A 23,752-nucleotide genomic window follows, 5' to 3' on the forward strand; every position below is an offset into this window, starting at 1 on the left:
AGTTTTTGGAGAATCCATGGTCAGTGCAGAAGTCACCTCATTCCCGCCGCCGAATCGCCTGCATCCGGCGGCCAAAACCAGCAACATCGCCGTGCAATTAGATGGCGTACTCAAGAAGTTTGGCGATGCCATCGCGCTGCACAAAATTTCGCTGACCATTGAGGAAGGCGAATTTATCACGCTGCTTGGACCATCCGGCTGTGGCAAAACCACGCTGCTGAATTTGATGGCTGGTTTTGCGGAAGCCGACGGCGGCGAAATCTTCATTGATGGCGATCTGGTCACCGAAATCCCACCGTATCAGCGTGAAATCGGCATCGTGTTTCAAAACTACGCGCTGTTCCCGCACATGACGGTGGAGAAAAACGTCGGTTACGGCCTGCGCATGCGCGGCGTGCCGAAAGCGGAAATCGCCGAGCGCGTTGAGCAAGCCTTGGCGTTGGTGAAACTGGCCGGTTATGGCCATCGCAAACCGCGTGAATTATCGGGCGGTCAACAACAGCGTGTGGCGTTGGCGCGTGCGCTGGTGATCCGCCCGAAAGTGTTACTGCTGGATGAGCCGTTTTCCGCGCTGGATAAGAATCTGCGTTTATCGATGCAGGTCGAGTTGAAAGCCATTCAGCGCAAATTGGGCGTCACCACGGTATTTGTGACCCACGATCAGGGTGAAGCGTTGAGCATGAGCGATCGCGTGGTGGTGATGTCAGCCGGACACGTGCGCCAAATCGGCACGCCGGATGAGATCTATCGCCAGCCGCGCGATCCGTTTGTCGCCGGCTTTGTCGGTGACGTCAACATTCTGCCGGGCCGTTATGCCGGCCGCGACAATGCGGCGGTGATCGAGTTAGGCGGTAACGCGCTGCGTCTGCCTGCGGAACGTGTGCAGGCGACGGTGGGTGAGCGCCTCGATGTGTATGTGCGTCCGGAGAATATCCAGTTGGGACCACTGGGGCCGCACTCGTTCCTCAGCGCCACGGTGATTACCCATGTGTTCCAGGGCGATCACGTTGATGTGCATCTCGATGTACCGGCACTCGGCAGCGCATCGCTGTTTGCGCGTCAGTCGGGCCTAGAATCGTTGACCCGCTGGCCGGTCGGTAGCGTGGTGGGAATCACCTTTGATGATGAAGGCGTGTGCGCGTTTACCACCGCCCAGCAAGGATAAACGCGGATGCTGCCAGAAATGATGAAAGCGGTGATTGCTCGCCAGCCGGGCGCTGCCGAGGTGTTAACGGTGGTGGATCGTGCTGTGCCGCAACCGAGCGCAGGAGAAGTGCTGATTCGCGTTGCCAGCGCGGGCGTCAATCGCCCAGACATTATGCAACGTAATGGCATGCCGATCCCGCCGGGCACCACCGATGTGTTAGGGCTGGAAGTGGCGGGTGAGATCGTGGCGCTAGGCGCAGACGTTACTGGCTTGGCAATCGGCGATGCGGTGATGGCGCTGCTTAACGGCGGCGGTTATGCCGAATATTGCGTGGCACGCGCTGAACTCTGCTTGCCCGTGCCGGAAAATCTGCCGTTGTCACATGCCGCTGGCGTGCCGGAAGCGGCGTTTACCGTCTGGCATAACCTGTTCGAACTTGGCCGCTTAACGCCGGGCGAAACCGTACTGATTCACGGTGCGGCCAGCGGTGTTGGCACCTTTGCCATTCAATGCGCGCAAGCGTGTGGTGCACGCGTCATCGCCACCGCAGGCGGAACCGACAAAATCGCTGCGCTACAACAGCTTGGCGTGTGGCGTGCTATCGATCGCCACAGCGAAGATTTTGTTGCGGTGATTGAAAGCGAAACCCAGGGGCGCGGCGTGGACGTGGTGCTGGATAACGTCGGCGGCGATTACGTGGCGCGCAATCTCAGCGTACTGGCACCAGGCGGACGTCACGTGAGTTTGTCGTTTATGCAGGGCGCGAAGATCGAACTCGATCTGCAACTGGTGATGCGCAAAAGCTTGAGCTTGACCTCTTCGACACTGCGCCCAAAAAGCGCCGCCGAGAAAGCGCATCTCGCCGCCTGCATTCGTAAGCATCTGTTGCCGCTACTGGCGGAGGGAAAAATCGCTCCGACGCTGCATCAAACCTTACCGCTGGCGCAAGCGGCTGAAGCGCATCGCATCCTCGAAGCCAACGCCAACATCGGCAAAGTGCTGCTGAATGTCGATCAGCCAGGAGCGTTAGCATGATGCAACTGTTCTTCGCCACCACCTCCGCCTATGTGCGCAAAGTGATGGTGACCGCGCATTGCCTGGGATTGATTGATGAGATCGAACTACTGGATTCGGCGGCGCATCCGATTGAGCGCGATGAACGCATCGCCCGTTTTAATCCGCTGGCAAAAGTCCCGGCGCTGCGTACTGAAGACGGGTTGTGTCTCTACGACAGCCGCGTGATTTGCGAATACCTGATTGCTCGCGCAAACGGTGATTTGTTGCCATCGCATGGCGACGCGCGCTGGATCAGCTTGTCGCGCCAGGCATTAGGCGATGGTTTGATCGATGCCGCTTTGCTGGCGCGTTATGAATTCAGTGCGCGACCGGCAGAAAAACAGTGGCAAGGTTGGGCCGATGGACAACTGAAGAAAGTGAGTGCCGCGTTGGCGGAAATTGAACGCCAGGTTAGCGGCTTTAGCACTCAACCTGATGATCTTGGTGTGATCGCCATTGGTTGCGCGCTGGGTTATCTCGATTTCCGTTTCGCTGTGCTCAACTGGCGCGCCGATCATCCGCAAACCGCCGCCTGGTTCGCGGTGTTCGATGCCCATCCGGCGATGGCCAGCACGCGCCCACATTGATCGCCGTTCATCGTAATTCGGTCACCATAAATGGCGACCCTACGAATAACCGGCACTTTAACCGTAGGGTCGCCATTTATGGTGACCACCGCATAGCGACTCAGGAGCTTGCATGACACAGCAAATCTATTTCCTCAACGGCCCAAACGCCAACTTGTACGGCATGGACAAAAGCGGCACCTACGGCAGCGAAAGTTTTGCCAGCATCGGTGAACGCTGCCAGCGCCGTGCGGCAGCGCACAACATCACGCTGCAATTTCGGCAGAGCAATCACGAAGGTGTGCTAGTGGATTGGATTCAGGAAGCACGCCAACAAGCTGCCGGATTGATCATCAATGCCGCCGGTTTAACCTACAGCTCAGTGCCGATCCTCGACGCGTTACTCATGTTTGATGGCCCAATCATCGAGGCGCACATGAGCAACATCTGGAAGCGCGAGCCGTTCCGCCATCATTCGATGGTATCGAAAGCCGCCACCGGCGTGATTGCTGGCCTGGGCGTGATCGGCTACGAACTGGCGATTGATGCGGTCGTTGAGTTGATCAAGGCGAATGCGGCATGAGTACCTTGGTTTTTTACAGCGAATTCGACAGCTATGAACAGTGGTCGAGCTTGCTGGCGCCGCATCTGCCAGGCGTAACGATTTGCCGGGCAGAAGAGGTGCAGAACGTCGATGACGTGCATTACGCATTGGTGTGGAAACCGCCGCATGGCTTTTTCGCTGCGTATCGCAACCTCAAGCTGCTGGTGAATCTCGGCGCGGGCGTTGATTCGTTGGTGGGGCGCGATGATTTGCCGGACATCCCGATTACCCGTTTGTCCGATCCACATATGGCACGCATGATGGCCGGTTTTGTGCTGTTCGCGGTGCTGCGTTATGCGCGTGACATTCCCGCCTTTGAACGCGCGCAGCGTGAACGGCGCTGGCACTATCTGCATCCGCGTTCGCCTGAAACGGTGCGCGTCGGCGTGTTGGGATTGGGTGAACTGGGTTCCTATGCCGCGCTGGAACTGGCGCGCCAGGGATTGGATGTACGTGGTTGGTCGCGTTCGCAGAAAAACATCGACGGCATCAAATGCAGTAGCGGTTTAGCCGCGCTGGATGATTTCCTCGCCAGCAGCGACATTTTGGTGGTGATGCTGCCGCTGACGCCGCAAACCCAAGGATTGCTGAATGCTGAACGTTTGGCGCGATTACCTAAAGGCAGCGCATTTATCAATGTGTCGCGCGGGGCGATTGTCGATCAGGCCGCGTTGACGCAAGCGTTACAGCGTGGCGATATTGGGCATGCGACACTGGATGTATTCGATCGCGAACCGTTGCCGCCAGAAGATGCGTTGTGGGTGATGGAAAATGTGCTGATTACACCGCATCTGGCCTCGGTAGCGATTCCCGCCAGCGCTGCACCGCAAGTCGCCGATAATATCCAGCGTGCCGCGCGCGGTGAGCCGGTTTTAAATCGCGTGTACCCGCAGCAGGGTTATTAATTAGCGGTCGCCAAAAATGGCGACCCTACGACGAATAATGGTTTACGCCACTTTCACCACTTGCGGATCGAAATAGCTCGGTGCCGCCATGCCGGGAATATATTGGTCGGAAATAAACATGCGGCAACGTTCGGCGAAGGCGCTGACCACCATCGATTGCTGCACGTGCGCCATGGTGGCGTAACCGAGTTGCATTGGCTTATTAACGCCCGCTAAGCGCACGCGGATCAGGCGTTTGCCATCCTGCGACAGATGCGCTTTTGGTCGCACGTTGGCAATACCAAAACCAACACCGTTTGCCACCATTGCGCGCACCGTTTCCATATTGCTGGAACGCATCACCACATTCGGCGTCACGCCAGCTTCACTGAATAAGCCGAGAAAGTATTCGCGGCTCCACGGCATATCCAGCAGCACCATCGGCACGTCAGCCAAATCCTGAATCGATACCGCAGATTGCGTAGCGAAGGGATGATGCTCGCCGACCATCACGTACGGCGGCAGCTGCGCCAGTGACTTAAACGTCACATCGCTGGCAGGCACTAAATCATAGGTAAGCGCGATGTCGATATCGGCGGCGCGCAACTGTTTTAGCAGCTGCTCGTGGTTGCCTTCCACCAAGGTGACACGCACGCCAGGAAAGGCGCGGCCAAAGCCAAACACCAGTTCTGGCGTCAACATCGGGGCCAGCGTATCGAGACAACCGACGCGCAGCGGGCCGCGCACGTTATTCATTGATTCCGAGGCGATGGTGTAGAGATTCGACATCTGTTCAAGAATCAGTTTGGCCTCTTTTAATACCTGATGGCCGATTGCGGTGAGGGAAACGCCTTGGGCGTGATGGCGCACAAACAGCTGCACGCCAAGCTCAGACTCAATGTGGGTGATGGCCGCGGATATCGACGGCGAGGAGACGTGAATACGTTCCGACGCGCCGATAATGCTGCCCGCTTCACCGGAAGCGACAAAATATTCCAGCTGACGCTGGGTGATGCGACTGAGCATGCAGGTTCTCCTGAGATCGCTGGCACGCTCATGTCGCGCCAGTCATTCTAATAGTGTCGATTAAGCTCAAGCATTTCTCATGCCAAATTCCGACTCACAGCATAATCTCCTGCTAAATGGCTAGCGCCTATTCGCCTCTCCCTCACCACTGCTTAAGAAAATCCTTGCCAAGCCAGCCGCTTTTTTAGCGTCAGAAATTCTGATGCAACAGCGAGGGAAATGCTGTTTTACCGAATCCCAACGCAACGGCATTATCGCTGCAACACCCGAGAGCCGCCTTCGCACTGTTTAAGTGCATTGCGACGCGATGGAGCAGACGGTGGTGCAAAGCAGCTACAACAGCCATTTCATTCATTGGGGACGAGAATATGTTGCGTAAGATTGGTGCCTTAACGTTGTTGACCACGTGTGTATTGAGCGCAGGGAATGCGATGGCCGCAGATAAGCTGATTGTCAGCACCTGGGGCGGCAGCTTTAAAGATCTGATTGATCAAACCATCGCTAAAGAATTCACCAAAGAAACCGGCGTGGAAGTGCAGTTCGTGACCGGCGGCACCATCGATCGCCTGAATAAAGCCAAGCTGGCTGGCGGTTCACCTGAAACTGACATCACCTTTACCACCGCACATGTCGGCTATCTGTATGCCAACAGCGGCCTGTTCGAAAAGCTCGACATGAGCAAAATCCCTAACGCGGTGAATCTGGTCCAGCAGGCGAAAGTCAGCCCATATCACCTTGGCGTGTGGGGCTACGTTTACACTATCGGCTATCGTCCAGATTTGGTGCCGAAAGGTGAAGAGTTCACCAGCTGGAACGATCTGTGGCGTCCAGAGCTGAAAAGCTCGATCGCGCTGCCAGATTGGGATCCGAGCCATATCATCGCGGTTTCCGCCAAGCTTTCTGGCACCGATGCGGCGCATTGGCAGCAAGGTCAGGCCAAGCTGAAAGCGCTGATTCCGAATATCAAATCCTTCTATACCGATGATGCTAACAGCCAGCAGTTGATCTCCACCGGCGAAACGCCAGTGCAGGTGATGCTGTCGATGAACGCCTACAGCATGATTGCCGAAGGCGTCAACATTAAGCTGGCGATTCCAAAAGAGGGCGCGATTCTGGGCGTGGATACCGTGGGTATCAACAAAGGCACCAAGCATGCCGACCTGGCTTACAAGTTCATGAATATTGCGCTGAAGCCGGAAATCCAGCAGGAAGTGGCGAAGATCTATCGCGGCAGCCCAACGGTGACCAACGCGCATATCGATCCTGAGTTGGCGAAACTGCCTGGCATGTTGACCACGCCAGAACAGTGGAACGCCACCATCAACACCGATCCACAACTGCGTGCGGAAAAAACCGCCGAGTGGCGTCAGTGGTTCTCTGAAAACATCATGTCGCATTGATAAGTATGGGCGGCCACCAAGCCGCCCGGTTCGTCGCACCACTTTATTCAGGCAGCAACGTCTATGACGAGAAAACCGACATTCTTACCCTGGTTCATCATTCCCGCCACCTTAACGGCGTTGGGACTGGTGGTAGCCATGTTCGCCGTGATGCAGTTCAGCGTGCGGGCCTATATTCCCGGTTCGCTCGACGTGGGCGGATTCACCCTGGCAAACTTTGACGGCTTATTTAAAAAAATCTATGCCGATGCCTTTATTAACACCGTGATGCTTAGCGCCAAAACCGCGATTTTCGGTTTGTTGATGAGCTATCCGCTGGCGTATGCGCTGGTCAGAACCAAAACCACATGGATCAAATCCACTATTTTGATCATCGCCATCACGCCGCTGTTTCTCGGCGAAGTGGTGCGCACCTATTCGTGGATTATCGTGCTGGGTAACAGCGGTTTTCTCAATAGCCTGCTGCTGGCGATGGGCCTGATTAATAAGCCCATCCAGTTTATGTTCACGCAAACCGGCGTGGTGGTGGCGTTGGTGCATGTGACCATGCCGATCATGGTAATGATGCTGGCGACCGCGCTGTCGCACATCAATCCCGACTATGAAAAAGCCGCTACCAGTTTGGGCGCTGGCCCGATTCGTACGTTGTTGACGGTGACGATTCCGCTGTCGATTCCTGGCATTGTGTCGAGCCTGACCACGGCGTTTGCCTGGACGTTCAGCGCCTTCGCCACGCCACAATTGATTGGCGGCGGACGCGTCAGCACTGTGGCGACCATGGTGTATCAGCTGGGCTTCTCCTCAATGAATTTCCCGTTTGCCGCCGCGCTGAGCATTGCCGGTTTGATTCTGACCATTCTGTTGCTGATGGCATTAAAACGCATGAGCCGATTCCTGCACGCGATGGGAGAGCACTAAGATGACCCGATCCCTCAACGATAAACTGATTACGCTGGCCGGACGCACGCTGGTTATCGCGATTCTGCTGTTCGTGTTGCTGCCAACCATTGTGGTGTTCATCTCCTCATTCAGCAGCACGTCGGTATTGTTCTTCCCGCCAAAAGGCTGGTCGCTACGCTGGTTCGAGCGTGCGGTGAACTACGACGATTTCCGTCACGGCTTCTACTCTGGCTTGATCGTCACCGCGTGGGCTTCAACGCTGGCGGTGATTATCGGTGCCACGCTGGCGATTGCCATTGAACGCTACAGCTTCCCGTGCAAACAGGTGTTGGAAGGCGTGCTGTTGTCGCCGCTGTTTATCCCGCATTTCACCATCGGCCTCGGTTTGCTGATGCTGGTTTCACAATTGGGGATAGGGCGCGGCTATCCGCTGGTGATTTTCTGCCATATCGTGCTGGTGCTGCCGTTTGTACTGCGCAGCGTGTATGTGTCGCTGAAAAACCTCGAACAACGCATTGAATCGGCAGCCGCGAGTTTAGGCGCGTCACCGCTGCGCGTAGTGTGGACCATTACCGTGCCGCTGATTCTGCCGGGCTTGTTTGGCGGCTGGTTATTTGCCGCCATCCTGTCGTTCAACGAATTTACCGCTTCGCTGTTTATTACCACGCAAGCCACCCAGACGTTGCCGGTGGCGATGTACAACTATGTGCGTGAGTTTGCCGACCCAACCTTGGCGGCGCTGTCGGTTATTTATATTGCGGTAACCGCGACGATGTTAATTATCGCCAATAAGTTTTTAGGCTTAGGGAAAATATTGAACGTCGAAGCTGGGCATTAATTAAATAAAACCGGTAACCATTGCGCTGAATTGCATGGCCGCACATTTTGTAGCGGCGCGATTCATCGCGCAATAAATTGCGCCGCTACGAATCCTGCGCTCTGTTATTTCGGTTTTTATCTCTTAACTGACTAAAATTTTAGGGACTTCACATGTCTGTAGAAAAAATTAATACTGTGATTGTTGGTGCAGGTCAGGCAGGAATTGCGATGAGTGAGCATCTGTCGTTAATGGGCGTGCCACATGTGGTGTTAGAACGCAGCCGTATTGCCGAACGCTGGCGTTCAGAGCGCTGGGATTCATTGGTGGCTAATGGTCCAGCCTGGCACGATCGTTTTCCTTCAATGAAATTCGATAATATTTCCCAGGAAGCGTTTCCACCGAAAGAGCGTATGGCGCAATATTTCGAAGATTACGTGAAAATGCTCGATGCGCCAGTGCGTACCGGCGTGGACGTGCATTTGGTGGAGCGTCTGCCGGGACGCAGCGGTTTTAAAGTGGTGACCTCGGCTGGGGAATTTGAAGCCGACAATGTGGTAGCGGCAACCGGTCCGTTTCAGAAGCCGTCTTTCCCGCAGATCGTGCCGGAGAGCGCAGCGCTGCATCAGATCCATTCCTCAGCCTATAAGAATCCACAGCAATTACCGCAAGGCGGCGTGCTGGTGGTTGGCGCGGGCGCTTCCGGAACACAAATCGCTGAAGAACTGCGTAAATCGGGTCGCGAAGTGACGTTATCGGTTGGCGAACATTATCGTCCACCGCGTTCGTATCGCGATCGCGATTACTGCTGGTGGTTAGGCGCGCTCGGCTTGTGGGATGAAGTGAAAATCAAACCGAAGAAAGAGCATGTGGCGTTTGCGGTGAGCGGTTATGAAGGCGGCAAAACGGTCGATTTCCGTCGTCTGGCGCACATGGGCATCACCTTAGTGGGCATCACCCAAACCTATAACGATGGCGTGCTGAGTTTTGCAGACGGTTTGGTGGAGAATATTGCCGAAGGCGACAAAGCCTATTTCGATGTGCTGCGTGATGCTGATGCCTATATTGAACGCAATGGCTTAGATCTGCCGCCAGAGCCACAAGCGTGGGATTTGTTGCCTGATCCAGAATGCTTAATTAATCCCCTGTCTGAATTGGATCTGCATGCCGCGGGGATTACCTCGATTATTTGGGCCACCGGTTTTAAATTCGATTTTAGCTGGCTGCAAGTGGATGCCTTTGATGAAAAAGGTTTCCCATTCCATAAGCGCGGTATTTCAGCTGAGCGCGGCATCTATTTCCTCGGTTTGCCGAACCTGGTGAATCGGGCGTCGTCATTTATTTATGGCGTATGGCATGATGCCAAATATATTGCCGACCATGTGGTATTGCAGAACGCGTATACCGATTACAAAAAATAATCCTTGGGTCGTTATTAATTGCGCAATGCTGGTCAGTTAAGCGTCTTGAGGTCACCATAAATGGCGACCTTACAACGGAATTGGCACGTTTTCGTAGGGTCGCCATTTATGGTGACCTGTTTATTTAGAATTGGAATCGAATAATGCCGATTACTTGCATCGAAGAATTACGCCAATTAGCGCGTAAACGCGTACCGAAAATGTTTTATGACTACGTGGATGCCGGTTCATGGACGGAATCCAGCTATCGCGCCAATGAAGCCGATTTACGGCGTATCGAATTCCGCCAGCGCGTGGCGGTGGATATTTCACAGCGCAGCACCGCCAGTAGCATGGTCGGGCAATCAGTGGCGATGCCGATGGCCATTGCGCCCACCGGATTAACCGGCATGGTGCATGCTGACGGTGAGATCCATGCCGCGCGCGCGGCGAAAAAGTTTGGCATTCCGTTTACGCTCTCCACTATGAGCATTTGCTCGCTGGAAACGGTGGCGCAGGCCACGCAACAGCATCCGTTTTGGTTTCAGCTGTACGTGATGCGCGACCGGCAATTCGTCGCTAATTTAATTGAACGCGCCAAGGCCGCCAACTGTAGCGCGTTAGTGGTAACCATGGATTTGCAGGTATTTGGTCAGCGGCACAAAGACATCAAAAATGGCTTATCCACGCCGCCGCAAATGACGTTGCGTAACATACTTAATATCGCCAGTAAACCGCGCTGGTGTCGTCTGATGTTGGCGACCAAAAACCGCAACTTTGGCAATATCATCGGCCATGCCAGCGGCGTCGATAGCATTGATGCGATGATGGAGTGGACGCAGCAGCAGTTTGATCCCTGCCTTTCGTGGCAAGACGTTGAGTGGATTAAACAGCGTTGGGGCGGCAAGTTGATCGTTAAAGGCATTATGGATGCCGAAGATGCACGCCTGGCGGTGGAAGCGGGCGCCGATGCGGTGATCGTCTCCAATCATGGCGGTCGTCAGTTGGATGGCGTTTCATCCTCGATTTCGATGTTGCCGGAAATTGTCGCAGCGGTGAATAAGCAGGCGGAAGTGCATTTCGACGGAGGGATTCGTTCCGGTCAGGATGTGCTGAAAGCGGTGGCGCTCGGTGCAAAAGGCACCTACATCGGCCGTAGCATGCTGTACGGCCTCGGTGCGCTGGGTGAAGAGGGCGTGACCACCGCGCTGAATATCATTCGCAATGAGTTTGACCTATCAATGGCGTTCTGTGGCAAAACCGCTGTTAAGTCGATTGGGACGGATATTCTGCGGATGTAAGGCGGTCACCATCAATGGCGACCCTACGATGTGCATATCTGGGGTTGCGGCTTTTTGCTGCCCAAGGTAATCACGAAGCTCAGCACCGTAAACACCGTCATAATGCCCACCATAATCCACGGCGTGCCGTTATTCAGCCACGCCAGCAGTAGCGATGAAATAATCCCGCTACCGTATTGCAGCGATCCAATCAGCGCCGAGGCCGATCCGGTCGCATTGGGCACCGCATCCAATGCGGCAGCGGTGGCGGAAGCGGCGATAATGCCATTCATTGAGAAGAAGATGAAAATACAGGCCACCAATAATGCGATGCCGCGGGGATTGAGGTTTAACGTCAGGCACATCAATAAGGTCATCAGCGCGGCAATAAATGAAGCCGCTTTCAGCAAGGTTTCCAGTTTGATGTTCTGCACCAAACGTTTATTGATGGTGCTGATGGTCACCAATCCGACGATATTCACCGCGAACAGCCAACCGTAATGCTGCGGATCGATGCCGAAGTAGCTGATATACACCGCCGGTGAGCCGACAATAAAGGCGTAAGCCGCCACGTAATAGAAGGTGACGCACAAGGTAAAGCGCATAAAGCTTTGATTCTTGAGCAGCGTGCGGTAATTGCCAAACGCATGACCTAACGAGGTTTTCACCCGCTTCTCTGGCGGCAAGGTTTCAGGCAGCAGCGTTAACGCCACAAACATCAGCGCGCCAACAACGGCCAAAAACCAGAAAATCATCGGCCAATGAGAAAAACGGATGATCTGCCCGCCGAGCAATGGCCCAGCAATCGGCGCGATCGCCATGACAATCATCAGTGTTGAAAGCATCTGCGCGGCGCGGGTGCGCGCAAACAGATCGCGAATCATCGCGCGTGCCAACATCGGTCCAGTGCAGGCACCTGCGGCTTGCACTACGCGCCAGATAACGATCTGCACCATATCTGTCGCAAGCGCGCAGCCTGCCGATCCAATGGCGAAGACAATCATGCCGATATACAGCGGTTTCTTGCGCCCCAGTTGATCGCTAATCGGACCCCAAACCAGCTGCGCAATGGCAAAACCAATCAGAAAACCGGTAACGGTGAGTTCAGAATTACCGTGCAACGCCGCTGACATGGCAGGCATCGCCGGTAAATAGATGTCGGTGGAAAGCGAGGTAAACGCCATTAAGGCGCTCAAAATGACGATGAAAATAATGCCGGTTTTAACGTCGGGCGGATGCTTGGCTGCTTGAGTGTCCATGGGATCTCGGGGGCTGGTGTTATCAAGGATTTATTTTACCAAACACCATTTAAAGCATTAATGGCTTTAATCCGCTAGAACCTATGAATCGAAATCATAATTAAAGCGGCTGCGGTGATTCTACTCATCCAAAGGTTGGCTTTGATAGCCTTTATAGTTCTTATGAATAAGTGGATCGTCCAAACTGCCATAGCAAATGGCCTCTTTATCAAGACCATCCAGCCCTTTTATTCCACCAATAATTGTCGGCCACTGATCTCGATGATCAATATTGATGATGTAGGGTTGCAAATAGCTATCCAAATGCCCCTTTGACGGCTCGCGGATTTCGTCACTGAGTGCCGCAAGATAACCATCTTTAGTGGTGCGAGACCAATCAATTGAGAAACCTGCGCGGTAACTTAACTCCATGAAAACCAGCAATAATGTGCGTCCATTGCCATCAAGGAAGGGATGTGCAAATGCAAGTTGACCCAACACAGCACCGGGCTGTTTGCAAAAGCGTTCAACGTTCAATGCCATCTTAAGCGCATAGTCCACAGCTAGCTGAATTGAGTGCGGATATTCGAACACGGTGAAATAGGGATCGTCGCGAGAGCCTTTGAATACCGCTAAATGCGGCGTTAACTGATTTCTATCTTTTCCTGCCCACGGATAGAAATCAGAAAACAAGATTTCATGAACTTTAAGAACAGTGGCGTAGCTGATTTGATCCTGAGAAGCTAAAAAAGCCAGCGCATCTTCAACACTTAATTCAAATGAGAGATGTTCTGACTCTTTAACTTCTGTGGGATCTTTTAATTTAAGCGTATTTTGCAAATAGCCAGCAGTGGCGAAGTCGTTGAAAGGATCAAAACTCATGCGCTGAAATTCTGCTTCTGCTGTCTTTTTTCCTGCAAGTAGCTGCCCTGTAGTTGCAAGGTCTCAGCTTTGGTCAGGACGCCTTTTTTCTTCAGGTTCACCAGTAATTGCTCGATAGTATCGAGTTCTACGATGTCACCCGCCAAACGAGTAATCGCCACAGCCATGCGGCTCATGCCGTCACGCTCAGCGGTCACTTGATGCGCTTTTGCAAGGCTACGCACGTGATTGGCAACACTTAACGATGCGGTTTTAGCCATATCATTACCCCCTAAAAGAGCTGTAATTTTAGCATGGCGCTGGGTGGATGTCGTCTGACGATGATGGTCTATTTAGGCACAAAAAAAGCCGGACAGTGTCCGGCTTCTCATTGCGAGGCGTGAATTACAGCGCCATGTCCTGCTTGCCTGATTCTGCACGCGGTTTCGCTTGCGTCGGGGCCACAGTTTGGTCTGGCATGGTGATCACTGGCGGTTTGGTCAGTTGCAGCGCGGCTGCGGTGTTATCCCAAACTTGCTGAGTCAGTGCGGTGTTGCCGTTCAGCTTCTGGCCGAAGCTTGGCACGATAGCGCGGATCTTCTGCTGCCACTCGGGCGAAGCGAACTGCTCTGGGAACAGCTTCTTCATCACGTCGAGGGTGATTGGCGCGGCAGTTGATGCGCCCGGAGATGCACCCAACAGCGCAGCCAGGGTTTTCTGCTGATCGGTCACGATTTCGGTGCCCAGTTTCAGCAAGCCACCTTTTTCCGCATCTTTCTTGATGATCTGTACGCGTTGACCAGCCTGAATCAGTTTCCAGTCCTCTTTACGCGCGTTTGGATAGTACTCTTTCAGCGCAGCAAAGCGGTCATCGTCATTCAGCATTACCTGGCCAATCAGGTATTTCACCAGGTCGAAGTTATCGATACCAACATGCGTCATCGGCATGATGTTGCTGGTGGTGGTGGCGCTCAGCAGATCAAACAGTGAACCGTTTTTCAGATATTTGGTCGAGAAGGTCGCGAACGGCCCAAACAGCACCACTTTCTTACCATCAAGGTAGCGAGAATCGATATGTGGCACCGACATCGGCGGTGCACCCACCGAAGCCTGACCGTAAACTTTTTCCAGATGACGGTTAGCGATTTCTGGGTTTTCGGTCATCAGGAATGAACCACCAACCGGGAAGCCGCCGTAGTTGTCAGCTTCTGGAATACCGGTTTTCTGCAACAGCTTGATCGCACCGCCGCCCGCACCGATAAACACGTATTTAGCATCGACTGCGCGCATGTCGCCGCTTTTCACATCTTTAATGGTGACGTGCCACGAATTGTCGCCGTTACGTTTGAAATCAGTCACTTCAGACGAGGTTTCTAATTTGAAGTTCTGATCTTTTTTCAGGCTGCCGATCAACTGACGGGTGATTTCACCGTAGTTAACGTCGGTGCCAACGGGCGTCCAGGTTGCGGCCACTTTCTGATTCGGATCACGACCTTCCATTACCAGCGGCGCCCATTGCTGGATCTGCTGATGATCGGTAGAGAATTTCATGCCCTGGAATAGGGTGGTTTTCTGCAACGCATCATAACGCTTGGTCAGGTACTCGACGTTTTTGTCGCCCCAAACAAAGCTCATATGTGGAGTAGAGTTGATGAACGAGTGCGGATCGTGCAATACGCCGCGCTGCACTTGTGCCGTCCAGAACTGACGCGAAATCATAAAGGATTCGTTGATTTCCAGCGCTTTGCTAACGTCGATTGAACCGTCTGCACGCTCAGGCGTGTAGTTCAGCTCCATGTTAGCAGAGTGACCGGTGCCGGCGTTGTTCCAGCCGTTAGACGATTCCAGCGCCACGCCGTCCAGCTTCTCAACCATCAGCTGTTTCCAGCCTGGTTGCAGCTCTTGCAGCCATGTGCCTAGCGAGGCGCTCATGATGCCGCCGCCAATCAACAGAACGTCAGTTTTTTCCGGTGCGTTTTCAGCATGAACCGCTGAAGAAACAAGTAGCGCTGCCAGCGAAAGGGCAGACACGATCTTTTTGGTGTGAGTCATTCCAGTCCTACTTATTGTGCTTTTGCAGGTGAACGTTAAAAATTCGGTTTGCACATTAAGAGATTGTTACGAAGTTATTAACTTGTTTTTAGTTAATTAAGTATTGGTGTTAGTTAATTAACTTATAAAAATAAAATAGCGGAAAATATAGCCACAAGAGGAAATAAGTCGGGGATAAACCGCTAAAGCAGCACGGTTATTCTTTATATCGGGAGACGCGACTTAGGTCAAATAAAATGCGCAAACGCTAACGACACACTTCATAAACCATCACTGCACGAACCGTGTTGATTGCCCGCGCGAGAGTTGTATTACCCTAAGCTCTCTAATGACTTTCTCTCTTTATCGTGTGGGCAACGGCATGGCTAATAAAACACTGTATGAAAAGCTGATCGATCAGCATGTGGTCCGTAAGTTAGATGACGAAGGGCACGTGCTGCTCTACATCGATCGCTCGATCCTCAATGAATACACCAGCCCGCAAGCGTTTAGCGGCCTACGCGAGCAACAGCGTAAAGTGCGCCATCCCAGCACCATTTTGCTTAATGTCGATCACGTGAACCCAACGCGACCCGAACGCGATAACGACATGACCGATGCCGGTGGCCAGTTGCAGGTCGATTACTTTCGCGAAAACGCCGCGCATTTCGGCATCGAACTGTTCGACGTGCTCGATCCGCGCCAGGGCATCGAACATGTGGTGGCGCACGAACAAGGCTTGGTGATGCCCGGCATGGTGATTGCCGCAGGCGACAGCCATACCACCACCTATGGCGCATTTGGTGCGCTGGGATTTGGTATCGGCACTTCGGAAATCGAACACTTACTGGCGACACAAACGCTGATTTATCGCCGCCTGAAAAGCATGCTGGTGACGGTGAACGGCGAACTGCCGTTTGGTTGCTCGGCGAAAGACATCATCATGGCGCTGATCGAAAAAATTGGCGCATCGGGCGCGACCGGTTATGCCATTGAATTTGCGGGCGAGGCAATTTCTGCGCTTAGCATGGAGGGGCGAATGACGCTGTGCAACATGGCGGTGGAAGCGGGTGCGCGCGGGGCGATCATCGCGCCGGATGAGAAAGTTTTTGCCTACATCGCGGGCAAACCGCAGATGCCAACTGGCGAATTGTGGCAACAGGCGCTCGCCGAATGGCGCACTTTACGTAGCGATGATGATGCCGTTTTTGATGCGCGCATCACGATCGATTGCAGCGACCTCGAACCCAAAGTCACTTGGGGCATCAGCCCGGATCAGGCCAGCGCGATAACCGCCAGCGTACCCGATCCGGCGCAGGAAAAGGATGCGGTTAAGCAGCAAGCGCTGAAAACCGCGTTGAAATATATGGGGCTGGAACCCGGCACGCCGCTGGCTGAAATCGCCATCACCCATGCTTTTATTGGCTCCTGCACCAACGGACGCATCGAGGATTTACGTGCCGCCGCCGCGATTCTCGACGGACACAAAATCGCGCCCCAGGTGCGCGGCATTATCGTGCCGGGATCAACGCAGGTACGTATGCAGGCGGAAGCCGAAGGATTAGCGGCTATCTTCATCAATGCCGGTTTTGAGTGGCGTCAATCGGGCTGCTCGATGTGCCTGGCGATGAATGAAGATGTGTTAGCGCCTGGCGATCGTTGTGCTTCTGGCACCAACCGCAATTTCCCTGGCCGACAAGGTGCCGGTGCGCGCACCCATTTGATGAGTCCGGCGATGGTTGCCGCCGCCGCGATTGCTGGTCATCTGGTTGATGTCCGCCGCTTTATGACAGCAGAGGTTTGATATGCAAGCATTTAACAACATTACTGGCACACTCGCGCCGTTGCCGGCCGCCAATATTGATACCGATGTGATCATGCCGAAGCAGTTCCTAAAAGGCATCGATCGTCAGGGTTTGGATCGTGGTGTGTTTTTCGATCTGCGCTTCTTAGCTGACGGAAGCTCAAATCCAGATTTCATCCTCAACCAGGCTGGCTGGGAAAATGCCGCATTCTTGCTGGTGGGCGCCAATTTTGGCTGCGGTTCTAGCCGTGAACATGCGGTTTGGGGACTAAATCAACTGGGGATTCGCGCGATTATTGGCACCAGCTTCGCCGGTATTTTTGACGACAACTGTCAACGCAACGGTGTGCTGACGTTGACCTTAAGCGAAGAGGATTATCAGCGTTTGGTGGCGGTAGCCAATGATCCCGCGAGCAACCGCATCACCGTGTCGCTGCAACAACAAACCATCCTCTTCAATGATCAGCGCATGCCATTTTCAGTCAGCGCGTTGAAACGCGAAATGTTATTGGGCGGCGGCAGTGCAGTGGATTGGACGTTGCAATATGAAAGCGATATCAGCCAATTTGAAGCGCAACATTTCGCGCAACGTCCGTGGCTCAAACGCGCCAACATCATCAGGGAAGCCGAGCATGAGTGAGATTACGCCACGCGGGGAATCACCGTTTATTGCAGGCTTTAGCCTCAGCGATGTGCGTTTGTCGAACGGCACAACGCTGCGCGTAGCGATGGGCGGTGAGGGCGCGCCGCTGTTATTGCTGCACGGGCATCCACAAAACCATTTAGCTTGGCGCAAAATCGCACCCACGCTGGCGCAGAAATATCGCGTGATCTTGCCGGATCTGCGCGGTTACGGTGACAGCGATAAACCCGCCAGCGATAAGTCGCATCGCCCTTATTCCAAACGCGTGATGGCGGAAGATATCAGTTTGCTGATTGAGGCGCTGGGAATGGAACGCGTGGCGTTTGTTGGACACGATCGCGGCGCGCGTGTCGGGCATCGGCTGGCGCTTGATCACCCAGAAAAAGTCTCCTGCTGCGTGTTTGTCGATATTGCGCCCACCGCCACCATGTATGCGCTTACCAATCAAGAATTCGCGACCCGTTATTTCTGGTGGTTTTTCCTGATTCAGCCTTACCCGCTACCGGAAACCATGATCGGTCACGATCCGGCTTTATTCCTGCGTAAGCATATTGATGGTCAATTAAAAACGCCCGGCGCAACTGAGGATGAAATCTTTAATGACTATCTGCGCTGTTATCAAAATCCACAGATGATTCATGCGGTGTGCGAGGATTATCGCGCGGCGGCCACCATTGATTTAGACGACGATGCGCAAGACAGTGAAAAACGTATTGCAGCGCCGCTGCTGCTGTTATGGGGCGCAAAAGGCACCGTCGGCCAGTTATATAACGTGGTGGAAACCTGGCAGGATAAAGCGCGCGATGTGCAAGGATACGCATTACCTTGCGGTCATTCGCCGCATGAAGAAGTGCCAGAACTGTTTTTAAGCCAGCTACAACCGTTCCTGAATTCTGTGTTATAACCGGCTAAATTTGCTTAACACAGTGATGTTATGAAGATATTGCTTGCCGGGAAGAATTATCAAAAACCGTTACAGGGTTGGCCATCCGTGGAAGATCTGTATGTGTTTATTAGCGTGGCGCGCTATGAAGGATTTGGTCGCGCCGCCGCTGAACTCGGCCAGTCGCCTTCATATATCAGCAAACGTATCGCCATTCTGGAAAAACAGCTGGAAACCCGGCTGTTTTTTCGTACCAATCGTGTGATGCGCTTAACTCCGGAAGGGGAAAAAGCGTTAGAAGGCGCACTGCACGTGGTGCACGAAATGGATGCTTTTCTACATAACTTTCAGCAGTGGCGCGGCGAATTAACCGGCGACCTCACCGTGGCCTGTTCATTTGGTTTCGGTCAGGATTACTTATCCGATGCGATTGCCGAATTTATGACGCTGCATCCCTCGTTGAATATCAAACTGATGCTGAGCGATCGTGATATTGACCTGCTGCAATCGGGCATCGATGTGGATATTCGCGTCGGCGATGATGTTAATCACTCCTACATCGCCAGAAAACTGGCAGCGAATCGGCGCATTTTATGTGCTTCGGCGCATTATTTAGCGCAATCTCCTGCGCTGGAAAAGTTGGATGACCTGATTGAACACAGCTGTTTAATCATTAATGAAAATAACAATCCGTTTGGTCATTGGGCGTTGAGCAATGGTGAACAAGAAATTGTTTGTCGCTTAAATAGCCATTATTCATCCAATAGCGGCAAAGTTATTTTGAATTGGGCCTTAAAATCCCACGGCATTGCATTACGTTCTGCCTGGGACGTTGCACCGTATTTGAGTGAAAATAAATTGGTGCATGTTTTACCCGAATGGTTTCAGGAAGCCAATGTCTGGGCGGTTTATACTCAACGCGCTTCGGAATCGCCACGAATTAAAGTGTTTATTGATTTTCTTGCCGACTATTTTGCAGAAAAAAGCCTGCCTATGATGAAGGGCAGGCTATAAATTCAAATAGAACGAAAGTCGACATTAGCCATAAGCCACTTTGCTATTGATATGATACAGCGTGGCGGTGGCTGCCATGACGTGCTGGCCATCGTGTGCCGGTTCGTGCGATTCCACTTCAGTAATGTGATAGCCGACAGCGCCCGCGGCTTGTGCTTTTTGCACAAAAGCATCATTCAACTCTTCCATTGAGGTGGCCCAGCTCACCGAAGTAAATCCGACCGGATGAATAGAGGATATTTCGCGATGGGTTAAATCAGCACGAATTAAAACCGGTTTAACGGATTGCGGTGTAAAGATTGAGATAACGTCATTAATTAATTGTTTCATGTTCTTACTCCTCGAAAATAATCTCAGCCAACGGCTAAAGCTGCGTGTCTTTCAAATGTTGATGAACTTTTTAGCAAACCCTAAATTGCGCACGGCAACTAATGATTGCCGGTGAAACTAATAAACACCTTTTGAGGTTAAGCGTTTTAGCTAAAGTTGCTAATTAGTTGTTAAGAAAGATTCAGCCACAACTCATTCAAACTTCCGCGAATATTTTTTCATCTGCTTACATTTGGCGAATTTAAATCGGTCACCATAAATGGCGACCCTACAGGCATTTCGCGTAGGCTCGCCATTTATGGTGACCGAATAAATTAAAACTCGCGCTGTCCGCCCAACTCGATTACCCGATTGGGCGGGATATTGAATTGTTCATGGGCGCGCAGGGCATTGCGCTGGCAGAAATGGAAGATCCCACCAATCACGCGTTTCAAACCTTTGCGCTTTTTCATCACCAGCGTGTCATGTGAAGTGAAGAATGAGGCTTCATTAATGGTGCAGCCAAATCCTTCTAAGCCGCAAAGGTAGAGAATTTCTGCCATTGATGGCGTTTCGCGCCAGCCATACTCGGCGGTGACTTGCCAGAATGACGGCGATATTTGCGTGATGCTGAGGCGTTTCTGGTTGTAGACGCGCGGGATGTCGCTAGTGCGGATATGCAGTAACACCACGCGTTTGTGCAATACGCGGTTGTGTTTGAGGTTATGCAGCAGCGCCTGCGGAATCTCGTGCTGTTTACGCGCCAGGAAAATCGCCGTGCCCGGCACGCGGCTCGGTGGATTGGTTTCCAGTGATTTCACCAGCGCTTGCAGGCTTTCAGGATCGTTATTCAGGCGACGAATCAGACGATTACGCTCGCTGCTCCAAATCAACATCAAGCCCATCATGCTCAGCGCTAACAGCACCGGCACCCAACCACCGGAGAGCAACTTCATCAGGTTGGCGCTGAACAGCGGAATATCAATACTCAACATGCACATCAGGAAAATAACCGCCAGCGGCAAAGGCCATTTCCAGTTGCGCAGCGCCACCACGCCCGCCAGACAAGCGGTGATCACCATGGTGCCGGTTACCACAATGCCGTAAGCGGAAGAGAGCGCCGAGGACTGGCGGAAGGCCAGCACGATCACTGTCACCGCGACAAACAGCAGCCAGTTCACCACTGGAATATAGATCTGGCCGGATTCGGTATGTGAGGTAAAGATGATGCGCATTGGCGGCAGGAAACCCTGACGAATCGCCTGATGCGTCAGCGTGTAGACGCCGCTAATTACTGATTGCGCTGCGATCACCGTTGCCAACGTGGACAGTACAATCAGCGGAATCTGTCCCCATGCTGGTGCGAGATTAAAGAATGGATTATTAAGCGCCTGCGGATCGGCAATCACTAAGGCGCCCTGACCGAAGTAGTTCAGTACCAAAGCGGGCATGGCGATCACCAGCCACGCCATGCGAATCGGCGTTTTGCCTAAATGTCCCATATCGGCGTACAGTGCTTCCGCGCCGGTAACCGCCAGCACCACCATGCCGAGCGCGGCAAATGCCAGCGCTTCGTGGCTGAGCAAAAACGTCAGCGCATAGCGGGGATTGAGGGCATATAGCACTTCGGGATTTTGCATGATGCCGCGAATACCGAGCAAGGCAATCGACACGAACCAGATAAACATCACCGGCCCGAACACTTTGCTGACCTTTTCCGTGCCGTGCTTTTGGATGATGAACAGCAGCGTCAGAATCACCACCGCCAGTGGCACCACGTATTTACCCAACTCCGGCGATACCACTTCGATGCCTTCAATGGCCGACAGCACCGAAATCGCCGGCGTAATCACACCATCGCCGTAGAAAAACGCACCGCCAATCAGCCCGGCCAGCACAATGATATGTGCGGCCTTCGGCCCAACGTGTTGGCGTGCCAGTGACATCAAGGTTAAGACGCCGCCTTCGCCGTCATGGTCGGCGCGCATCACGAAACAGACGTATTTCAGCGTCACGATCAGCGTTAACGCCCAGAAAATCAGCGACAGAAAGCCCATCACTGCGGTGGTCGAAAGGGTGCCATCCGGCAAAATGGAGAGACATTCTTTGAGGGTGTAAAGCGGGCTAGTGCCGATATCGCCAAACACAATGCCCGCCGCCGCCAACATCCCGGCGGGTAACGACTGTTTTTCGTTGTGACTCATAGATTTCCTGTGATCATCAGGGTTGCTACTTATAGGCGCGAACATACCTGTAAACGCGCAAAACGCCTAGAGGACGGCGAATTAATAGACAGCATTTTTACGCCAATTACCGAAATTTTTACGCCATTTTTATATCGCTGCTCATTTTATCTTCTGAGCATAGTCGATGAATCAAACAGCCAATGATGAGGAGATTATGCGGGGAGTCACAGAACGGCATGAAAGCCGCGCAACGGAATGTGCGCGGCGTTTTGAGCTGTATTACCAGCCTTTAATAATATCGCCTTTGTAGATCTGGTTGGCTTTATCCAGCACTTCTTGCGACTGGAAGGCTTGTTTCAGCTTCTGCACATTGGCGCTGTCTTTATTATCTTCACGCGCCACGATGGCATTAACGTATGGCGAGGCTTTGCCTTCCATAAACATGCCATCGCGCGAGGCGGAAAGATTGACCAAAGCGGCAAAGTTATTGTTGATGATCGAAATATACACCTGTGGATCGTCGAGCGTGCGTGCCAACTGCGGCGTATCTACTTCGACAATTTTCAATTTCTTCGGATTGTCGGTGATGTCCAATGTGGTCGGTAGCAGACCCGCTTCTGGTTTCACTTTGATCAAACCTTGCGCCTGTAATAACAGCAAGCTGCGACCCAGCGTGGTGGCTTCATTCGAAATAGTCACGGTAGCGCCATCGGGTAGATCGTTCAGCGATTTAATTTTGCGTGAATAACCGGCGATGGGGAAAACAAAGGTGTTGGTTACCACGGCGAAATGGTAGCCACGCTCTTTGGTTTGCATTTCTAGGTAAGGCAGGCTTTGGAAAGCATTGGCATCGACGTCTTTATTAAACAGCGCTTCGTTCGGCTGCACGTAATCATTGAAAGCAATAACATCGACATCCAACTTATATTTGTCGTGCGCAACCTGCTTGACCGTTTCCCACAGCGCCTGATCAGGACCAGTATTAATCGCGACTTTAATCTGATTTTCATTGTCTTTATTGCAACCGCTGAGTAAGGCAACAGAAGCGGCAAACAGCGAGGTCAGTAAAATTTTCTTCATGGCGCAGATTCCTATTTTGCGTAGGATTTGGACTATAATGGATATCTAGACGTCTGTACATCCATCTTCGGTACGTTTGCTGCTTATTCACTCAGCGCGAAAATTGCGCGCATCATAGCAATAAGTAATTAATTGCCGTAATTGACATATTGATGCCCTGATATATCCACAACGAAACAGTGTAGGAATAGAAAACTAATTCGATTTAAAAACAGCCTGAGTTGGATTGAGAACGATCTCAAACAGCAGATTTTATGAGGATTTCAGGTAATATCGATGAAGAAATGCAGAATTTTTCTATTACAATAAGATTACAAAAACTGCATTGTGTAATCGTTTACTTATAAGCTAGTCTGTTGTCGCAAAATATTTTTGTGATGGATAGAGAGAACATGATGTCGTCAGTTACAGCGGAAAACATGGAGCAGCTGGAAGCGTATCTCAGCAGCGGCAAACACCCTTCAGTTATTATTGGCTTTAATCTCACCAGCGATGCGTTCTTTACTATGGCAGCGTATTGGCACGATCGCGGAGTGAAGATTGAGAAGGGTGATCACTATTTCATCGCCACGCAGGAGTCTGATTTCATCCCGCAATGTGGCTAACATTTACGCTGAGAAATA

Annotated in this window: 23 protein-coding genes; 15 read left to right on the plus strand and 8 right to left on the minus strand. The window is 52.6% G+C overall.

The window, feature by feature from the left end; genetic code table 11:
- The first annotated feature begins 16 nt into the window (after positions 1 to 16).
- From ACPUC7_RS20930 to ACPUC7_RS20950, 5 genes are all read left to right on the plus strand, one after another.
- On the plus strand, positions 17 to 1,165 hold the full coding sequence (locus ACPUC7_RS20930; protein ID WP_494924354.1) for an ABC transporter ATP-binding protein: 1,149 nt from the start codon (positions 17 to 19) through the stop codon (positions 1,163 to 1,165).
- 6 nt (positions 1,166 to 1,171) lie between these two features.
- Positions 1,172 to 2,182 (plus strand): NAD(P)H-quinone oxidoreductase, encoded by a 1,011-nt coding sequence (locus ACPUC7_RS20935; RefSeq protein ID WP_494924355.1) that lies wholly within the window; start codon positions 1,172 to 1,174, stop codon positions 2,180 to 2,182.
- Positions 2,179 to 2,790 (plus strand): glutathione S-transferase, encoded by a 612-nt coding sequence (locus ACPUC7_RS20940; protein WP_494924356.1) that lies wholly within the window; start codon positions 2,179 to 2,181, stop codon positions 2,788 to 2,790. Before ACPUC7_RS20935 ends, ACPUC7_RS20940 begins: the two co-directional genes overlap by 4 nt.
- 112 nt (positions 2,791 to 2,902) lie before the next feature.
- A complete protein-coding gene (locus ACPUC7_RS20945) occupies positions 2,903 to 3,352 on the plus strand; it encodes a type II 3-dehydroquinate dehydratase (protein WP_494924357.1) in 450 nt (149 codons plus the stop codon).
- Positions 3,349 to 4,278, plus strand: coding sequence for a 2-hydroxyacid dehydrogenase (locus ACPUC7_RS20950; RefSeq protein ID WP_494924358.1), 930 nt, complete (start codon positions 3,349 to 3,351; stop codon positions 4,276 to 4,278). The genes ACPUC7_RS20945 and ACPUC7_RS20950 overlap by 4 nt, the downstream gene beginning before the upstream one ends.
- Positions 4,279 to 4,320: 42 nt before the next feature.
- On the opposite strand, the gene ACPUC7_RS20955 is transcribed toward ACPUC7_RS20950, so the two are convergent.
- Positions 4,321 to 5,283, minus strand: a complete 963-nt coding sequence (locus ACPUC7_RS20955; RefSeq protein ID WP_343551169.1) for a LysR family transcriptional regulator — start codon at positions 5,281 to 5,283, stop codon at positions 4,321 to 4,323.
- Positions 5,284 to 5,651: 368 nt separating this feature from the next.
- On the opposite strand from ACPUC7_RS20955, the gene ACPUC7_RS20960 reads away from it, so the two are divergent.
- The 5 genes from ACPUC7_RS20960 (at position 5,652) to ACPUC7_RS20980 (ending at position 11,101) form a co-directional block, all read left to right on the plus strand.
- Entirely contained in the window at positions 5,652 to 6,683 is a 1,032-nt protein-coding gene (locus tag ACPUC7_RS20960) for an ABC transporter substrate-binding protein (RefSeq protein WP_494924359.1), read from the plus strand.
- 63 nt (positions 6,684 to 6,746) lie between these two features.
- A complete protein-coding gene (locus ACPUC7_RS20965) occupies positions 6,747 to 7,601 on the plus strand; it encodes an ABC transporter permease (RefSeq protein ID WP_494924360.1) in 855 nt (284 codons plus the stop codon).
- A gap of 1 nt (position 7,602) precedes the next feature.
- Positions 7,603 to 8,421, plus strand: coding sequence for an ABC transporter permease (locus ACPUC7_RS20970; protein ID WP_494924361.1), 819 nt, complete (start codon positions 7,603 to 7,605; stop codon positions 8,419 to 8,421).
- Between the two features lie 152 nt (positions 8,422 to 8,573).
- The gene (locus ACPUC7_RS20975) at positions 8,574 to 9,821 is read left to right on the plus strand and encodes a flavin-containing monooxygenase (protein ID WP_494924362.1); all 1,248 of its coding nucleotides are present in this window, start codon (positions 8,574 to 8,576) and stop codon (positions 9,819 to 9,821) included.
- Positions 9,822 to 9,964: 143 nt separating this feature from the next.
- Entirely contained in the window at positions 9,965 to 11,101 is a 1,137-nt protein-coding gene (locus ACPUC7_RS20980; RefSeq protein WP_494924363.1) for an alpha-hydroxy acid oxidase, read from the plus strand.
- Between the two features lie 23 nt (positions 11,102 to 11,124).
- On the opposite strand, the gene ACPUC7_RS20985 is transcribed toward ACPUC7_RS20980, so the two are convergent.
- The 4 genes from ACPUC7_RS20985 to mqo all read right to left on the minus strand — a co-directional run bounded on the left by ACPUC7_RS20985 (position 11,125) and on the right by mqo (position 15,231).
- Entirely contained in the window at positions 11,125 to 12,339 is a 1,215-nt protein-coding gene (locus ACPUC7_RS20985; protein ID WP_494924364.1) for a multidrug effflux MFS transporter, read from the minus strand.
- Between the two features lie 120 nt (positions 12,340 to 12,459).
- Positions 12,460 to 13,200, minus strand: coding sequence for a Fic/DOC family protein (locus tag ACPUC7_RS20990; RefSeq protein ID WP_494924365.1), 741 nt, complete (start codon positions 13,198 to 13,200; stop codon positions 12,460 to 12,462).
- Positions 13,197 to 13,460, minus strand: coding sequence for a hypothetical protein (locus ACPUC7_RS20995; protein WP_343551176.1), 264 nt, complete (start codon positions 13,458 to 13,460; stop codon positions 13,197 to 13,199). Before ACPUC7_RS20995 ends, ACPUC7_RS20990 begins: the two co-directional genes overlap by 4 nt.
- A gap of 124 nt (positions 13,461 to 13,584) precedes the next feature.
- Positions 13,585 to 15,231 carry a malate dehydrogenase (quinone) gene (gene mqo / locus ACPUC7_RS21000; RefSeq protein WP_494924366.1) on the minus strand — a complete coding sequence of 549 codons (1,647 nt, stop codon included), beginning with the start codon at positions 15,229 to 15,231 and terminating at the stop codon, positions 13,585 to 13,587.
- A 361-nt stretch (positions 15,232 to 15,592) separates the two neighbouring features.
- Between mqo and leuC the strand changes: the two genes are divergently transcribed.
- From leuC to ACPUC7_RS21020, 4 genes are read left to right on the plus strand one after another with little or no spacing between them, the layout of a single operon-like run.
- Positions 15,593 to 17,014, plus strand: a complete 1,422-nt coding sequence (leuC, locus tag ACPUC7_RS21005) for a 3-isopropylmalate dehydratase large subunit (protein WP_494924367.1) — start codon at positions 15,593 to 15,595, stop codon at positions 17,012 to 17,014.
- Position 17,015: 1 nt separating this feature from the next.
- On the plus strand, positions 17,016 to 17,654 hold the full coding sequence (leuD, locus tag ACPUC7_RS21010; protein ID WP_494924368.1) for a 3-isopropylmalate dehydratase small subunit: 639 nt from the start codon (positions 17,016 to 17,018) through the stop codon (positions 17,652 to 17,654).
- Complete coding sequence (locus ACPUC7_RS21015) at positions 17,647 to 18,561, plus strand: alpha/beta fold hydrolase (protein ID WP_494924369.1); 915 nt, start codon at positions 17,647 to 17,649, stop codon at positions 18,559 to 18,561. Before leuD ends, ACPUC7_RS21015 begins: the two co-directional genes overlap by 8 nt.
- Before the next feature lie 30 nt (positions 18,562 to 18,591).
- Complete coding sequence (locus ACPUC7_RS21020; protein WP_494924370.1) at positions 18,592 to 19,554, plus strand: LysR substrate-binding domain-containing protein; 963 nt, start codon at positions 18,592 to 18,594, stop codon at positions 19,552 to 19,554.
- Between the two features lie 24 nt (positions 19,555 to 19,578).
- Here the strand turns inward: ACPUC7_RS21020 and ACPUC7_RS21025 are convergent, their stop codons facing one another.
- From ACPUC7_RS21025 to ACPUC7_RS21035, 3 genes are all read right to left on the minus strand, one after another.
- On the minus strand, positions 19,579 to 19,884 hold the full coding sequence (locus tag ACPUC7_RS21025) for a YdgH/BhsA/McbA family protein (RefSeq protein ID WP_343551187.1): 306 nt from the start codon (positions 19,882 to 19,884) through the stop codon (positions 19,579 to 19,581).
- Positions 19,885 to 20,198: 314 nt separating this feature from the next.
- Positions 20,199 to 22,067, minus strand: a complete 1,869-nt coding sequence (kup, locus tag ACPUC7_RS21030) for a low affinity potassium transporter Kup (RefSeq protein ID WP_494924371.1) — start codon at positions 22,065 to 22,067, stop codon at positions 20,199 to 20,201.
- A 261-nt stretch (positions 22,068 to 22,328) separates the two neighbouring features.
- Positions 22,329 to 23,129 carry a MetQ/NlpA family ABC transporter substrate-binding protein gene (locus tag ACPUC7_RS21035; protein WP_494924372.1) on the minus strand — a complete coding sequence of 267 codons (801 nt, stop codon included), beginning with the start codon at positions 23,127 to 23,129 and terminating at the stop codon, positions 22,329 to 22,331.
- 392 nt (positions 23,130 to 23,521) lie between these two features.
- On the opposite strand from ACPUC7_RS21035, the gene ACPUC7_RS21040 reads away from it, so the two are divergent.
- A complete protein-coding gene (locus tag ACPUC7_RS21040) occupies positions 23,522 to 23,734 on the plus strand; it encodes a hypothetical protein (protein WP_494924373.1) in 213 nt (70 codons plus the stop codon).
- Positions 23,735 to 23,752: the final 18 nt, after the last annotated feature.

The sequence above is a fragment of the Pantoea sp. CFCC18179 genome (assembly GCF_059412405.1).

Coding starts and splice junctions, on each gene's coding strand:
- ACPUC7_RS20975 (WP_494924362.1), top strand. CDS start 8,574: ATGTCTGTAGAAAAAATTAATACTGTGATTGTTGGTGCAGGTCAGGCA.
- ACPUC7_RS20950 (WP_494924358.1), top strand. CDS start 3,349: ATGAGTACCTTGGTTTTTTACAGCGAATTCGACAGCTATGAACAGTGG.
- ACPUC7_RS20980 (WP_494924363.1), top strand. CDS start 9,965: ATGCCGATTACTTGCATCGAAGAATTACGCCAATTAGCGCGTAAACGC.
- ACPUC7_RS20935 (WP_494924355.1), top strand. CDS start 1,172: ATGCTGCCAGAAATGATGAAAGCGGTGATTGCTCGCCAGCCGGGCGCT.
- kup (WP_494924371.1), bottom strand. CDS start 22,067: ATGAGTCACAACGAAAAACAGTCGTTACCCGCCGGGATGTTGGCGGCG.
- ACPUC7_RS21040 (WP_494924373.1), top strand. CDS start 23,522: ATGATGTCGTCAGTTACAGCGGAAAACATGGAGCAGCTGGAAGCGTAT.
- ACPUC7_RS20995 (WP_343551176.1), bottom strand. CDS start 13,460: ATGGCTAAAACCGCATCGTTAAGTGTTGCCAATCACGTGCGTAGCCTT.
- ACPUC7_RS20955 (WP_343551169.1), bottom strand. CDS start 5,283: ATGCTCAGTCGCATCACCCAGCGTCAGCTGGAATATTTTGTCGCTTCC.
- ACPUC7_RS20930 (WP_494924354.1), top strand. CDS start 17: ATGGTCAGTGCAGAAGTCACCTCATTCCCGCCGCCGAATCGCCTGCAT.
- ACPUC7_RS21015 (WP_494924369.1), top strand. CDS start 17,647: ATGAGTGAGATTACGCCACGCGGGGAATCACCGTTTATTGCAGGCTTT.
- ACPUC7_RS20945 (WP_494924357.1), top strand. CDS start 2,903: ATGACACAGCAAATCTATTTCCTCAACGGCCCAAACGCCAACTTGTAC.
- ACPUC7_RS20940 (WP_494924356.1), top strand. CDS start 2,179: ATGATGCAACTGTTCTTCGCCACCACCTCCGCCTATGTGCGCAAAGTG.
- ACPUC7_RS21020 (WP_494924370.1), top strand. CDS start 18,592: ATGAAGATATTGCTTGCCGGGAAGAATTATCAAAAACCGTTACAGGGT.
- ACPUC7_RS20970 (WP_494924361.1), top strand. CDS start 7,603: ATGACCCGATCCCTCAACGATAAACTGATTACGCTGGCCGGACGCACG.
- ACPUC7_RS20965 (WP_494924360.1), top strand. CDS start 6,747: ATGACGAGAAAACCGACATTCTTACCCTGGTTCATCATTCCCGCCACC.
- mqo (WP_494924366.1), bottom strand. CDS start 15,231: ATGACTCACACCAAAAAGATCGTGTCTGCCCTTTCGCTGGCAGCGCTA.
- ACPUC7_RS20960 (WP_494924359.1), top strand. CDS start 5,652: ATGTTGCGTAAGATTGGTGCCTTAACGTTGTTGACCACGTGTGTATTG.
- leuD (WP_494924368.1), top strand. CDS start 17,016: ATGCAAGCATTTAACAACATTACTGGCACACTCGCGCCGTTGCCGGCC.
- ACPUC7_RS21035 (WP_494924372.1), bottom strand. CDS start 23,129: ATGAAGAAAATTTTACTGACCTCGCTGTTTGCCGCTTCTGTTGCCTTA.
- ACPUC7_RS21025 (WP_343551187.1), bottom strand. CDS start 19,884: ATGAAACAATTAATTAATGACGTTATCTCAATCTTTACACCGCAATCC.
- leuC (WP_494924367.1), top strand. CDS start 15,593: ATGGCTAATAAAACACTGTATGAAAAGCTGATCGATCAGCATGTGGTC.
- ACPUC7_RS20985 (WP_494924364.1), bottom strand. CDS start 12,339: ATGGACACTCAAGCAGCCAAGCATCCGCCCGACGTTAAAACCGGCATT.
- ACPUC7_RS20990 (WP_494924365.1), bottom strand. CDS start 13,200: ATGAGTTTTGATCCTTTCAACGACTTCGCCACTGCTGGCTATTTGCAA.